The 14,365-nt window shown below is 48.0% G+C and carries 11 protein-coding genes; 3 read left to right on the top strand and 8 right to left on the bottom strand.

The features are described from left to right. Nucleotides 1-26: 26 nt before the first annotated feature. Nucleotides 27-1,823, bottom strand: a complete 1,797-nt coding sequence (locus AOT11_RS04270; protein WP_017419691.1) for a cation:proton antiporter — start codon at nt 1,821-1,823, stop codon at nt 27-29. 32 nt (nt 1,824-1,855) lie between these two features. Next, a complete protein-coding gene (locus AOT11_RS04275; protein ID WP_017419692.1) occupies nt 1,856-2,197 on the bottom strand; it encodes a DUF2799 domain-containing protein in 342 nt (113 codons plus the stop codon). 236 nt (nt 2,198-2,433) lie between these two features. Between AOT11_RS04275 and AOT11_RS04285 the strand changes: the two genes are divergently transcribed. From AOT11_RS04285 to btsR, 3 genes are all read left to right on the top strand, one after another. Further along, complete coding sequence (locus AOT11_RS04285) at nt 2,434-3,918, top strand: carbon starvation CstA family protein (protein WP_017419694.1); 1,485 nt, start codon at nt 2,434-2,436, stop codon at nt 3,916-3,918. A gap of 168 nt (nt 3,919-4,086) precedes the next feature. After that, the gene (locus tag AOT11_RS04290; RefSeq protein ID WP_017419695.1) at nt 4,087-5,769 is read left to right on the top strand and encodes a sensor histidine kinase; all 1,683 of its coding nucleotides are present in this window, start codon (nt 4,087-4,089) and stop codon (nt 5,767-5,769) included. A gap of 19 nt (nt 5,770-5,788) precedes the next feature. Then, on the top strand, nt 5,789-6,517 hold the full coding sequence (btsR, locus tag AOT11_RS04295) for a two-component system response regulator BtsR (RefSeq protein WP_017419696.1): 729 nt from the start codon (nt 5,789-5,791) through the stop codon (nt 6,515-6,517). Between the two features lie 68 nt (nt 6,518-6,585). Here btsR and ispH read toward each other — a convergent pair whose 3' ends face one another. From ispH to murJ, 6 genes are all read right to left on the bottom strand, one after another. Then, nucleotides 6,586-7,548, bottom strand: coding sequence for a 4-hydroxy-3-methylbut-2-enyl diphosphate reductase (ispH, locus tag AOT11_RS04300; RefSeq protein ID WP_017419697.1), 963 nt, complete (start codon nt 7,546-7,548; stop codon nt 6,586-6,588). Nucleotides 7,549-7,568: 20 nt separating this feature from the next. Continuing rightward, nucleotides 7,569-8,000 (bottom strand): FKBP-type peptidyl-prolyl cis-trans isomerase, encoded by a 432-nt coding sequence (gene fkpB / locus AOT11_RS04305; RefSeq protein ID WP_017419698.1) that lies wholly within the window; start codon nt 7,998-8,000, stop codon nt 7,569-7,571. A 241-nt stretch (nt 8,001-8,241) separates the two neighbouring features. Next, nucleotides 8,242-8,748, bottom strand: a complete 507-nt coding sequence (gene lspA / locus AOT11_RS04310; protein WP_017419699.1) for a signal peptidase II — start codon at nt 8,746-8,748, stop codon at nt 8,242-8,244. Nucleotides 8,749-8,826: 78 nt separating this feature from the next. Continuing rightward, nucleotides 8,827-11,673, bottom strand: coding sequence for an isoleucine--tRNA ligase (ileS, locus tag AOT11_RS04315; protein ID WP_017419700.1), 2,847 nt, complete (start codon nt 11,671-11,673; stop codon nt 8,827-8,829). Nucleotides 11,674-11,737: 64 nt separating this feature from the next. Beyond that, the gene (ribF, locus tag AOT11_RS04320; RefSeq protein ID WP_011078597.1) at nt 11,738-12,673 is read right to left on the bottom strand and encodes a bifunctional riboflavin kinase/FAD synthetase; all 936 of its coding nucleotides are present in this window, start codon (nt 12,671-12,673) and stop codon (nt 11,738-11,740) included. Between the two features lie 71 nt (nt 12,674-12,744). Then, nucleotides 12,745-14,307, bottom strand: coding sequence for a murein biosynthesis integral membrane protein MurJ (gene murJ, locus AOT11_RS04325; protein WP_017419701.1), 1,563 nt, complete (start codon nt 14,305-14,307; stop codon nt 12,745-12,747). Nucleotides 14,308-14,365 lie beyond the last annotated feature (58 nt).

Consider the following 14,365-nt stretch of genomic DNA (forward strand, 5'->3'; position numbering starts at 1 on the left):
GAATCGATACCTGTCACCGCGTAAAATTAGGCGGCTTGCACCTTAATCAAAGAGACAATCGTTTCGCCTTCTTTTGGCGAGAAATTCGCACTGTTGTGGCAAATTTGCACACGCCCATTGGTGTCCACCACAAACAGCGGCAACACATAACTATTCGCGTGAGTCTCACGATAAGCTGCGTACGTGTAGTTTTCACTGATCTTGGTGTGACGCACTTCCGCCCCTTGGTTGATCAGACTGGCTAACTTTTTATAACTGATCGCTTCATCTAAGAATGGCAGCCCCTTGTAACCATCGGACACCGAATGTTTGTCACCCGAACCATTGCCATTGGACTTATCGTATAAACAGAAAATCCGCTTATCACTGAAGTCGTTGAGAAAGTGCATGCACGCCATAATGTTGAAGTAGCGATCAGGGCTCAGCGCCACCACATGCCCGATACCAATTAAGTTAAGATACTCATCCGCGTGGCTTGATACCGGGTTGCCAAAATAGTTATCCAGCCCAGCCATACGCGCTTGACGAATGTAATCCCAGTTCGAATCCGTTAACACTACGCGGCAATCGTACTTGTTGATTGCCTGCGCTAATGTACGCGCGACATCGTTCGCCCCGATGATCAAGAAACCTTTTGGAGCGGGTTCTGACACCCCTAGTGCCACCGCCATTGGGCGAGCCGTTGCACTTTGCAGAACCACAGTGCCAATAATCACCATAAAGGTAAGTGGCACTAACAACGCAGCCTCAGACATGCCGAGTGACTCTAACTTGATCGCAAATAACGACGAAATGGAGGCGGCGACAATGCCACGTGGCGCAACCCAAGCCAAAAAGGCCTTTTCTTTACCATTCAGCGAGCTGCGCAGCGTCGCAAGATAGATAGAGACCGGACGAGAGACAAACTGAATAAACGCAAATAAGACCAAGGCACTGATGCCGAGTGTGTAAAAGTCTTCCGGCTGAATGCGCGCCGCCAGCAAAATGAATAAGCCAGTGATAAAGAGAATGGTGAGATGCTCTTTAAAGTGAAGAATATGCTTGATATCCACCCCTTTGGAGTTGGCTAACCACATCCCCATCACGGTGACCGTTAATAGGCCTGATTCATGTTCCAGATGATTCGAGAGCGCAAACACGCCCAGCACTAAGCTTAAAACGGCAAACGGTTGCAGGTATTCAGGCAACCAGCCACGTCGCAGCACCACCGCGAGAAACTGACCAAACAAAACGCCTAACCCGAGGCCAATGGCCAGAATCCACGCCAATACCACCAAACTGTGCGTTTCACTGCTGGAGACAATGAACTCATACACCATCACCACAAACAGAGCACCGAGTGGATCGATCAAGATTCCCTCCCAGCGTAAGATGTTGGAAAGACGCGTCGATGGTCTAACGGTACGCAGCAGCGGCACAATCACCGTTGGTCCGGTTACTACGGTCAAGCTACCAAACAACAACGCAAGCGGCCAATCAAACCCCAGTAGATAATGAGTCGCGGTACTGGTTAATCCCCATGAAACCACTGCGCCGAGCGTAACGATACTCCAAACGGTGTTACTGACACCGCGTATTTCTCGAAAGTTCAGCGTTAAGCTGCCTTCAAACAGAATCACAGCGACCGCTAATGACACCATAGGAAAAAGCAAATCGCCCAAAAGAATCTCTGGCTGAAGCCAACCACTCGCGGGTCCAACCAATAAGCCCGCCACCAATAAAAATAGAATCGCAGGCAATTTTAACCGCCAAGCGAACCACTGACAGGCAAGTCCTATGATCCCTATACCCGCAAGCCATAGTGCGATTGTTTCGGTTTGCATATCCGTTGCCTCATTCGTTGCATTAATTAGAATTAGTTTTGGTATTCATTCCAACCACGCTGCCATTCCATGCGGAATTTTTGTGCTTGCTCTGTCCCTTCACAAACACCTTCATAGTATTGACCAGAGAGGCCCATCTGATAGGCAAAATCGGGGTTACAATATTCCGCTACTCCTTCCAGATAACCTTGTTCATAGTCACTTTTGTTAACTTCACCTAACTCCGCCAACGCTTTATAGCTGCGCTGAGTGTGTCCAGCAATGCCATCTTGATAACCAATTTGCTGCCAATCGCCTTGCTGAGCAAGTTGCTCTGTTGAAGCGACACAGCCCACCAATAGAAGCACGGCCAATCCTAGCGCACTTGTTTTCATTCCATTTCCTTAACTGATTGTTTGTGCAAATACATTATCATCAAAACAGCGAATATGCCGCTCGTGCACAAAAAATAGTTTTGTTCTGACCGTTGAGCAAACGTTAAAACCACTTAATTGGCCCATCGACCACTCAACTCGATATTCGACCACTGACTTCAACACCGAATGCATCTCGCCAAACCACGCTTTACTATCCATCCTGAGCTTAATTAATTATCCAAGGACAAATTGCTATGATGTGGTTTCTTACCTGTGTCGCAGCCCTGATTGGCGGATACTTCATCTACGGTGCTTTCGTTGAGAAAGTATTTGGTATCAATGAAAATCGCCGTACCCCTGCCCATACAAAAACCGACGGCGTTGACTATGTGCCAATGTCGACCAAAAAAGTCTACTTAGTACAACTACTGAATATTGCTGGCGTTGGCCCTATCTTTGGTCCAATCATGGGTGCCCTATACGGCCCAGCGGCGATGCTTTGGATTGTTGTCGGCTGTATCTTCGCAGGTGCAGTACACGATTACTTCTCTGGCATGCTTTCTGTGCGTAACGGTGGTGCGTCAGTGCCGACCATCACTGGTCGCTACCTTGGCAATGGCGCGAAACACTTTATGAACATTTTTGCCATTGTCTTGCTGCTGCTTGTTGGTGTGGTATTCGTATCCGCGCCTGCTGGCATGATCACCAATCTGATCAATGACCAAACCAGCTTCTCAGTGAGCATGACCACCATGGTTGTGGTGATTTTTGCTTACTACATCATCGCAACCATCGTACCGGTTGATAAAATCATCGGTCGCTTCTACCCACTGTTTGGTGCGTTGCTGATTTTCATGTCAGTTGGTCTGATGACGGCGATTGCGTTCTCTTCTGAGCACACCGTGATGGGTGATTTCCAAGTCAGCGACATGTTCACTAACTTAAACCCGAATGATATGCCTCTATGGCCTGCTCTGTTCATCACGATTGCTTGTGGTGCGATCTCTGGCTTCCACGCGACGCAATCACCATTGATGGCTCGTTGTATGGAAAACGAGAAAAACGGCCGCTTTGTCTTCTACGGCGCGATGATTGGTGAAGGTGTTATCGCACTGATCTGGTGTGCTATCGCACTCTCGTTCTTCGGCACACTTGAAGGACTCGCAGAAGCGGTGAAAAACGGTGGTCCTGGCAATGTGGTTTACAGCGCATCATTTGGTCTGCTTGGCGTATTTGGCGGTGTGATAGCCTTCCTAGGTGTGGTCATTCTTCCTATCACTTCGGGTGATACAGCGTTCCGCTCTAGCCGTTTGATCCTTGCTGAATACTTCAACATGGAACAGAAAACCCTGCGTAACCGACTATTAATGGCCGTTCCACTGTTCGTACTGGGTGGCATTCTGACTCAAGTCGATTTTGGCATCATTTGGCGTTACTTCGGTTTTGCCAACCAAACCACTGCAGTCATGATGTTGTGGACAGCATCAGCGTACCTACTGCGTCATAACAAGCTACATTGGATCACGACAGTACCCGCTTTCTTCATGACAACGGTTTGTGTGACCTTCATCCTCAACAACAGCGCTTTGGGCTTTGGTTTGCCAATGCAAATCTCCACTATCGCTGGCGTACTCTTCGCGACAGCGGTGACCGCTTACGTGATTAAAACATCAAAAGGCAAAGGCGAAACGGACCTTGCCGATGAGGAAAAACCTCAAGGCGTCACTGAAACCGCTTAATCAATCCACCTTTGCTTGCTAAACCCAACAGAGCCTGCCAAGTGTAGGCTCTGTTTTTATCCGCTAAACTCAGGCAGACTAACGCTTTCTCACTTTCGGTGTTGTCAATAATCATGACTCACGAACGCTGATGCCACCGACAACAAACAGTAGCCACGAAGGGGCAATATGGAACTGGTGATTTCACTGCTACAACAGATGTGTGTCTATCTTGTTTTGGCCTATATGCTCAGCAAGACCCCCATCATCTTACCACTGCTGAACATTTCATCGCGTTTGAGCCACCGCGTTCTTTGCTACTTATTGTTTTCCGCCTTCTGTATCTTGGGCACCTATTTTGGTTTACACATCAATGACGCCATAGCCAATACTCGTGCGATTGGGGCTGTCATGGGCGGCTTGTTTGGCGGGCCGATTGTGGGCTTTGCGGTGGGATTAACCGGTGGCTTACATCGCTACACCTTAGGGGGGTTCACCGATTTAGCCTGTGCGATTTCAACCACGGCTGAAGGCTTAATTGGTGGCTTGCTGCATATCTATCTGATTAAGAGAAACAAAGGCGCACAGCTGTTTAATCCCTCCGTGGTTTTTAGCATCACCTTCGTCGCCGAAATTATACAAATGATCATTTTGCTGGTGGTCGCGAAGCCCTTTGACCAAGCATACAGCCTCGTTTCGACCATTGCTGCGCCGATGATCATTGCCAATTCGGTGGGCGCAGCGTTGTTTATGAGCATTTTACAAGACAGAAAAACCATCTTTGAAAAGTACTCAGCGACCTTTTCACGTCGGGCATTGACCATCGCAGATCGCTCTGTCGGGATCTTGCACACAGGCTTTAACAGCACCAACGCAGAAAAAATCGCCCGCATTATTTATGAAGAAACCAATGTGGGCGCGGTTGCGATCACCGATCAAGAGAAGATCCTCGCGTTTGTCGGCATCGGCGATGATCACCACAAGCCTAATACGCCCATTTCGTCGCAAAGCACTCTTGATTCGATGAGTCAAAACGCCATCATTTACCTCGATGGTAGCGAGCGTCCATATCAATGCTCTCTCGCGGCCGACTGCAAATTAGGCTCGGCACTGATCATTCCACTGCGAGCAGGTAAAGAGGTGGTAGGAACCATTAAGCTGTACGAACCGAAGCGCAAGTTGTTTTCAACCATTAATATGTCGATGGCAGAAGGTATTGCCCAACTGCTTTCCAGCCAAATTCTCTATGGCGATTATCAGCAGCAACAAACTCTGCTGACGCAATCTGAGATTAAGCTGCTGCATGCTCAAGTAAACCCACACTTTTTATTCAATGCGTTAAACACGATTAGCGCGGTGATTCGCCGCGACCCAGATAAAGCGCGCGAACTGATTCAGAACCTGTCGCATTTCTTTCGCAGCAACTTAAAACAGAACATCAATACCGTCACTCTAAAAGAAGAGCTGGCGCATGTGAATGCTTACCTCAGCATTGAAAAAGCGCGTTTTGCTGACCGCCTAGAGATAGAAATTGACATCACGCCCGATCTGTTTGATATCAAACTGCCCAGTTTTACCTTGCAGCCTTTGGTGGAAAACGCCATTAAGCATGGTATTTCAAATATGCTTGAGGGAGGACGGGTGCGCATTTACAGCCAACCTTGTGAGCAAGGTGATCTTATCGTGGTCGAAGATAATGCCGGTAGCTATCAGCCCCCAGCAGAAAATCATTCGGGACTGGGAATGGAAATTGTCGATAAACGGCTTACACACCATTTTGGGCGTGACTCAGCACTAAAAATCGAGGCGAAAGAGCATCAATTTACTAAAATGAGCTTTATCATTCCCCGCAGCCATCACACTGCAATTTAGCCAACAAGGTAGTAAACGGATGTTGACCGCACTGGTAATCGACGATGAACCTTTTGCTCGCGAAGAGCTCACAGACCTGCTTAGCGAAACAGGTGACATTGATGTGATTGGCGATGCCGCCAACGCGATTGTCGGCTTAAAGAAAATTAATGAGTTAAAACCGGATGTGGTGTTTCTCGATATTCAGATGCCACAAGTTACGGGCATTGAACTGCTAGGGATGATGGATCCCGACACCATGCCTTACGTCGTCTTCGTCACCGCTTACGACCAATACGCTATCCAAGCTTTTGAAGACAATGCGTTTGATTACCTACTCAAGCCCGTTGATCCAGAACGCTTACGCAAAACGGTTAAACGCCTGAGTAAAGCCGCCAGTCATTCCGCCTTGAGCCAGCACATCGCCAGTTTAGCCCCAGAGACCCTCGATCAAATTCCCTGTATTGGTCACAACCGCATTGTGATCATGGCGACAGAGAGCGTCGAATGTGCCTACAGCGACATCAGTGGTGTGCATGTGCGCTCAGCCAGCCAAACCGCCAGCACTCAGCTCACGTTAAAAGTGCTGGAAGAAAAAACCTCATTGGTGCGCTGCCACCGCCAATACCTGATCAGTATTAAAGCCATTAGCGAGATCAAACTGCTGGAAAATGGGTTAGCGGAAATCGTCACCAGAACCGGATTTGAAGTGCCTGTCAGCCGCCGCTACCTGAAATTGCTCAAAGAAATGCTGGGACTCAGCCATTAAAAATGGCGATACTGAGATCGCCATTACTAGGGTCTGTTGAGCTTAGGTATTCAAATCAGGGCGACTCGTTAGTCAATCTGCTTAATTTGCAGCTCTTTAGGCACTTCAAAGAACATGTTCTCTTCGCGGCCTAGCACTTCTTCAACCGATTGAGCACCCAACTCTTTAATGCGGGTTAGAATTTGATTGACCAGTTCTTCTGGTGCAGAAGCCCCTGCCGTTACGCCCACTTTTACTTTGCCATCAAACCATTGTGGCTCGATGTCTTGCGGGCAGTCCGTTAAGTAGGCTGGTGTGCCTAATTTTTCCGCCAACTCTTTTAGTCGGGTCGAGTTTGAGGAGTTCTTTGAACCCACCACCACTACCACGTCGACATCTTTCGCCAATTCACGTACCGCATCTTGGCGGTTTTGTGTCGCATAGCAGATATCGTCTTTGCGTGGGCCTTGGATCTCAGGGAAAACTCGACGCAACTCATCAATCACATCCGCGGTTTCATCCACCGATAAGGTCGTTTGGCTCACGTAGTGCAAATTGCTCGGATCTTTAACAATGGCTTGCAAGCCAAGTACATCTTCCGGTTTTTCGACGAGGTACATACCGCCCTGCAAGCTGGCATATTGCCCCATGGTCCCTTCTACCTCTGGGTGGCCCGCATGGCCGATCAGCACCACTTCCATATGCTTACGGCTGGCTCTCGCCACTTCCATATGCACTTTCGTCACCAGTGGGCACGTTGCATCAAACACGGTGAGCGCACGCTCTTTGGCTTCCTGACGCACCGCTTGAGAGACACCATGAGCAGAGAAAATAACGATATTGTCGTCTGGCACTTCATGCAACTCTTCGACAAAGATCGCGCCACGCTGCTTTAAGCCTTCCACCACAAAACGGTTATGCACCACTTCATGACGTACGTAGATAGGCGGTTGATACAGTTCCAGTGCACGCTCAACAATACTGATGGCACGGTCGACACCCGCACAGAATCCACGTGGGTTCGCTAACAAGATTTTCATTTCATTGCTCATGGTAATTTTCTTTTCGCTGGCTATTCTACTGACAAAATTTCAACTTCAAAAGTCACATCTTGACCGGCCAGTGGATGATTGAAATCCACCGTCACTGAATCACCGGCTATTTCAGTAATGATACCAGGGATCTCCATTCCATCGGGCCCACTGAACGCCATGATTGTGCCGACTTCCACTTGCGCTTCGCCAACAAATTTTGTGCGGTCCATATGGTGAATATGGTCTGGGTTAGGCATGCCAAAAGCGTCCGCCGCCTTTAGCTCAATCGCTTTATTTTCCCCGACGGTGAGGCCGAGCAAACACTGCTCAAAATTCTCACTTAAACTGCCATCACCCATAACAAACTTCGCGGGTTTGCCCATATTGTGCGTGCTGTCTGCGACAGAACCGTCTTTCATTTTTATCGTAAAATGCAGTGTGACTGCGGAATTATGATTGATTGTACTCACGTTACTGCTTCCTTGAGGTCATTATTGTTTTTCTTGGTGTATACCCTAAATAGTGGGCGTTGCGGCTAGGCGACAAGATAATTCATCCCTATGAGCATAATGCGCTATGTAATTAGGACGGCCGGCGTACCGGGGAACTATCGCAGTCAACAACGCCGCAGCTTCAAATATGACGGGTATACTAAAAAGCGTCGCCAGAATCAACCGACGACGCTTAGGGTTATTCGCGATCTCGCAAAGATTACTTCTCTTCTTCCTTTTTCCGGAAGCCATCGAGAATGATCATCGCCGCGCCAAGACAAATTGCCGTGTCGGCTAAGTTGAACGCAGGCCAATGGTAAGTACCCCAGTAAAAGTCGAGGTAATCCACCACAAAGCCATGCACCATGCGATCAAACACGTTGCCAATCGCACCACCAATGATCATGGCATAAGCGACATTATTCCATTTTTCTGCCGCTGGTAGCTTGCTCATCCAGTAGGTCAATAGACCCGTGACCACAAAAGCGATGCCCGTGAAGAACCAGCGTTGCCAGCCAGCTTGATCGCTCAAAAAGCTAAATGCGGCACCGTAGTTATGCACATAGAGCAGATTAAAGAAAGGCAAAACCTCTATGCGATTTGCCCAGCCATACCCCATGTTTTCCATCACAATGAATTTAATACCGATATCGGCTAAGAAGACCACCAGTGCCAGCCACAACCAACGTACACCCGTTTGTTTGAATATCTGCGCTTTACCGCTCATCTTTCTTCCTAAAAATAACCCCAGTCGATACTGGGGCTATAAAATTTAAAAAAAGTTCAATCGTATTGAAAGGATCGATTAAGCGAACTTACGCGCTTCGCCTTCACCATCCACGTTCGACACACAACGGCCACAAATCTTCTCGTGACCTTCAATGGTGCCTACGTCTGGAGTGTGGTGCCAACAACGGTCACACTTCTCAGCTTCCGTTGCACGAACTTCGACGAACAGACCTTCGATGTCGGTTGCTTGCGCAGCCTCTGATTTCTCGCTCAGTGGTTTCACTGTTGCGGCAGACGTGAGCAGAACAAAGCGCAGTTCATCTTCCAACTTGTTGATTTTCGCCGCTAGGGCATCGTCAGCAAATAGAGTCAATTCTGCTTGCAGAGAACCACCAATGGTTTTATCAGTGCGTGCCGCTTCCAGCAGTTTGTTCACCGCACCACGCACTTTCTGCATTTCAGACCAGAATGCGTTATTCAGTTCTTCGCCTTCAGCTAGACCAAACAAACCATCGAACCACTCACCGGTGAAGACGAACTTGTCACGGCTTTCTCCACTAGGAAGAGAAGCTGGCATTTGATTCCAGATTTCGTCGGCAGTGAACGACATAATCGGTGCCATCCAACGAACCAAGGCTTCTACGATGTAGTACAGCGCGGTTTGACAGCTACGTTGCGCGTGACCACCCAGTTTGGCGGTGTACTGACGGTCTTTGATCACATCAAGATAGAATGAACCCATCTCGATAGAACAGAAGTGCATCAAGCGCTGTGTTACTGCGTGCGTGTTGTACTCATCGTACGCTTTAACAATTTCATTTTGCGCAGCTAGTGCACGACCTACTGCCCAACGGTCAAGCGCGACCATCTCTTCAACTGGCACGATATCCGTTTCAGGATTAAAGCCGTTCAAGTTAGCAAGGAAGAAGCGCGCAGTGTTACGAATACGGCGGTAAGCGTCGGCTGAACGTTTTAAGATTTCATCAGAAACCGCAACTTCACCCGTGTAGTCTGTAGAAGCAACCCATAGACGCAGGATGTCTGCACCCAATTTGTTGGTGACATCTTTTGGCGCAACCACGTTACCGATCGATTTCGACATTTTACGACCATGGCCGTCAACCACGAAACCGTGCGTCAACACTTGCTTGTAAGGCGCTTTGCCTTTCATCGCAATAGAAGAGATCAATGAAGATTGGAACCAACCACGGTGTTGGTCTGAACCTTCAAGGTACATATCTGCTTCCGCACCGTTAAACTCTTCACGTTTATCAACCACTGCGTAGTGTGTTACGCCGGAGTCAAACCAAACGTCTAGGGTGTCTAGGACTTTCTCATATTGAGCAGCGTCATCACCAAGTAGTTCCGCAGCATCGATATCCCACCATGCTTGAATGCCTTTTTGCTCCACCACTTGAGCAACTTTTTCAATCAGCTCAGAGGTGTTTGGATGCAATTCTGCGGTTTCTTTGTGAACGAAAAGGGCAATTGGCACACCCCAAGTACGTTGACGTGAGATACACCATTCAGGACGACCTTCAATCATCCCTTCGATACGGCTTTGACCCCACTCAGGCATCCACTGAACACCTTTGATAGACTCAAGCGCTTTAGCACGTAGGCCTGCTTGGTCCATAGAAACGAACCATTGAGGCGTTGCACGGAAGATGATCGGCGTTTTATGGCGCCAGCAATGTGGGTAGCTGTGCTCGTAAGCGTGGTGATGCAATAGCGCGCCTTTTTCTTTTAGCGTTTCTACTACAGCGTCATTCGCTTTAAATACGTGCTGACCAGCAAAGAGTTCTGTGTCTGGTAGGTAAACACCGTTTGAGCCCACTGGGTTTGCCACTTCTAGGTTGTACTTTTGGCCAACCGCAAAGTCTTCCTGACCGTGGCCAGGCGCAGTGTGAACCACACCAGTACCTGAATCAGTCGTCACGTGATCACCAAGGATCGCCGGAACAGTGAAGTCGTAGAATGGGTGTTGGAACTGAGTAAGCTCAAGATCTGCACCTTTGGCAAAACCAAGGTTATGGAAGTGCTCAATACCCGCACGATCCATCACGTCTTTCGCCAATTCCGCCGCAACGATAATACGCTCAGGGTTGTCACCCTCAACTTGGATAAGCACGTACTCAAGATCATCACGTAGACACACTGCGCGGTTTGCAGGGAGTGTCCAAGGCGTAGTTGTCCAGATGACGATTGAAACATCACCTTGACCTTGATGGCCTTCATTCAAAGAGAATTTAGCTAATAGTGCCGCTTCGTCAGCAGCCTTAAAGCGAACATCAATAGAAGGAGATACTTTGTTCTTGTACTCAACTTCTGCTTCTGCCAATGCAGAACCACAATCGGTACACCAGTGAACCGGTTTGAAACCTTTCAATAAGTGACCATTATCAGCAATCTGACCAAGCGCACGGATGATGTTGGCTTCCGTCGTGAAGTCCATGGTGCGGTAAGGTTTATCCCACTCACCCATGATACCAAGACGTTTAAAGCTCTCTTTTTGACCTTCTACTTGGCCCGCTGCGTATTCACGACATTTTTCACGGAACTCAGCAGCAGTCACTTTTTGACCTGGCTTACCCACTTTTTTCTCTACCATCAATTCAATTGGCAGACCGTGGCAGTCCCAACCTGGAACGTAAGGTGCGTCAAAACCTGAAAGTGTTTTGGATTTAATAATAATGTCTTTAAGAATCTTGTTTAGTGCGTGACCAATGTGAATATCACCGTTTGCATATGGAGGACCATCATGCAACACAAATGATTTCTTGCCTTTTTTAGCTTTACGGATTTCACCGTAAAGGTCTTCTTGATACCAACGCTTTAGCATTTCTGGCTCACGTTTAGCCAGATCGCCGCGCATCGGAAACCCTGTTTCAGGTAAGTTCAGGGTATCTTTATACTCACTCATCGATTCTTAATTCCGTTATATTGGGCGAAAGTTAGACATTATGTTGTTCGGTGGAATAAACCGTTCAACGCTTTAGCTGACGCAGCCACACCCTTGCTGCCTCAGCATCCAATTCAATTTGCTGTTTGAGTGCGTCAAAAGACTCAAACTTCTTTTCATCACGCAGTTTATGCAGAAGTACCACTTCTAACTGTTTGCCATACAAGTTGGCTTGAAAGTCGAATAAATGTACCTCTAACTGCTGACGAACACCGTTGACCGTCGGTCTTTGGCCAATATTGGCCACACCACCAATCGGTTTGTTATCCAAGCCTAGCGCTTGAACGACATACACGCCAGAGACGGGAGAAACACAGCGTTTCAGCGGAATATTGGCGGTAGGGAAACCTATCGTCCTGCCTAATTTACGGCCATGTGAAACACGTCCGCTAATGCTATAATCCCGCCCTAACATTTGAGCGGCAACCGCTAACTGATCGTGAGCAAGCGCTTCACGAATGGCGGTACTACTGACTCTTAACTGCGCTAAACAGAAGCTTTGGGTATTCACGACTGTGAAACCGTATTTTTTGCCCGCTTCTTGCAGCATGGCAAAATTGCCTTGTCTTGCTTTACCAAAACAAAAGTCATCGCCAACAACGAGAAACTTAACACCCAAACGCTCAACCAACAAGTCGCGAATAAAGGCATCCGCATCTAAGGAAGCGAAATGACGATTAAAGTTGACGCACAACAATCGATCGATCTCAAGCTTACCTAATTGGACGAACTTATCGCGTAAACGCGTTAAGCGCGCTGGGGCTTTCTCTTTGGCAAACAGCTCTAAAGGCTGAGGTTCAAATGTCATCACGACAGAAGGTAACGACATTTCCCGAGCTCGCAGAGAGACTTGACGCAACACTTCTTGGTGCCCTAAATGCACACCATCAAAGTTACCTATGGTCAATACACAGCCGCGATGCTGTGGTTTTATATTGTGTATACCTCGAATCAGTTCCATTTGGATACAGCGAAATGCCTCTGTTTTCGTTTTATGCAGTGTCAAACTGGCGGATTATATACCAATCCACCTTACTCTGTCCCAGCTTTTAGGTCTTTTACCCGAATCCCGAGCAAAAAGGCGCAAGCAGTGTATGCAATAGCACCCAAGCCAATTAACATCGTCAACATTGCGGCACGATGGCCGGTGGTCCACTCAAGCCAAACACTCATCTCATCAAGTTGCCACAAAATCGCCGCCACCATCACCGCACCAGAAACCACTAAACGACTGATAAATAGAAACGTACGTCGAGAGATTTTATAAACACCAGCGATGTGCAAACCTCGGTACAGCAGTGCCATGTTAACAAAGGCAGACAGAGCGGTCGCAATAGCCAAACCAACATAACCATAGAACCACGCAAAAATCGCGTTAAACACCATATTGGTTACCATAGCGACAATGCCATATTTCACTGGTGTTTTGGTGTCTTGACGAGAATAGTAGCCAGGCGCGAGTACCTTAATGAGCATAAAATTCAACAACCCAGAAGCGTACGCCAAAAGAGACAGAGAGGCTTGATGCACATCTTGTGGGGTAAACTCACCACGCATAAACAGCACCATCAGCATTGGCTTGGCCAACACCATCAAACCGAGCATCGCTGGAATGCCTAGTAGGGTGACCATACGAACCCCCCAATCCATGGTATGGGCAAAACCCTCGCTGTGTGCATCCACATGTTTGCGAGAGAGCGCAGGAAGGATCACCGTCGCAATGGCAATGCCAAATAGGCCCAATGGGAACTCAAGCAAACGATCAGAATAGTAAAGCCATGAAATCGAACCGGTTTGCAGGAAACTGGCGATAAAGGTATCAAACAATAAGTTAATTTGGCTGACAGACACCCCAAATAAAGCGGGGATCATCAAGGTACGGATTTTGACCACGCCTGGATCGCGCCACCCCCACTTCGGTTTGACTAAAACCCCCGCTTTAATAAGGAAGGGCATTTGAAAAAGAAACTGTACTAGACCACCCAGAAACACCCCTATCGCCAAACCTACCTCTGGTTGAGCCATGATCGGTGATATGTACCATGCACTGAGAATGATCATCACGTTGAGAAAAACGGGTGTAAATGACGACACCGCGAATTTGCCCATGGTATTGAGAATCGCTCCAGACAAAGCAACAAAGGTGATAAACCAAAGATAAGGAAACGTAATTTTGAGCATAAAGCTGGCAAGCTCAAATTTTTCCGCGGCTGGCCCACCATGTAACCAGTCAATAAACCATCCCGCGCCAAATAATGCCGTGACAACGCCAGAACCAAGCACCCCTAAAATCGTCACAATGGAAACGATCACTCCGAGCGTCCCTGATGCTTTAGCGATGAGATCCCGTGTTTTGTTTAGATCGCCACTGGCGTGGTATTCCGTTAGCACAGGAACAAACGCTTGAGAAAAGGCCCCTTCAGCGAAAAGCCTTCTTAAAAAGTTCGGAATTTTGTTGGCAAAGAAAAATACGTCGGCACTGGCACCTGCGCCCATTAAATTGGCGACAACCACATCGCGCACTAAGCCTAAAACACGAGAAACCAACGTCATAGCGCTGACGATCATGCCGGACTTGAGTAGTCGTTTACTCACTGTAACCTCGAAATATCACCGTAGCTTAACTTTTATCCGTCTTTTGTTAGGACAGACG

It is taken from the genome of Vibrio vulnificus NBRC 15645 = ATCC 27562, assembly GCF_002224265.1.
Classification (GTDB): Bacteria; Pseudomonadota; Gammaproteobacteria; order Enterobacterales; family Vibrionaceae; genus Vibrio; species Vibrio vulnificus.

What these genes read in the sequence shown, in the direction of transcription:
- AOT11_RS04275 (WP_017419692.1), bottom strand. Translation starts at nt 2,197, where the DNA reads ATGAAAACAAGTGCGCTAGGATTGGCCGTGCTTCTATTGGTGGGCTGT.
- ileS (WP_017419700.1), bottom strand. Translation starts at nt 11,673, where the DNA reads ATGAGTGAGTATAAAGATACCCTGAACTTACCTGAAACAGGGTTTCCG.
- ispH (WP_017419697.1), bottom strand. Translation starts at nt 7,548, where the DNA reads ATGAGCAATGAAATGAAAATCTTGTTAGCGAACCCACGTGGATTCTGT.
- ribF (WP_011078597.1), bottom strand. Translation starts at nt 12,673, where the DNA reads ATGGAACTGATTCGAGGTATACACAATATAAAACCACAGCATCGCGGC.
- AOT11_RS04270 (WP_017419691.1), bottom strand. Translation starts at nt 1,823, where the DNA reads ATGCAAACCGAAACAATCGCACTATGGCTTGCGGGTATAGGGATCATA.
- lspA (WP_017419699.1), bottom strand. Translation starts at nt 8,748, where the DNA reads ATGAGCGGTAAAGCGCAGATATTCAAACAAACGGGTGTACGTTGGTTG.
- btsR (WP_017419696.1), top strand. Translation starts at nt 5,789, where the DNA reads ATGTTGACCGCACTGGTAATCGACGATGAACCTTTTGCTCGCGAAGAG.
- AOT11_RS04285 (WP_017419694.1), top strand. Translation starts at nt 2,434, where the DNA reads ATGATGTGGTTTCTTACCTGTGTCGCAGCCCTGATTGGCGGATACTTC.
- AOT11_RS04290 (WP_017419695.1), top strand. Translation starts at nt 4,087, where the DNA reads ATGGAACTGGTGATTTCACTGCTACAACAGATGTGTGTCTATCTTGTT.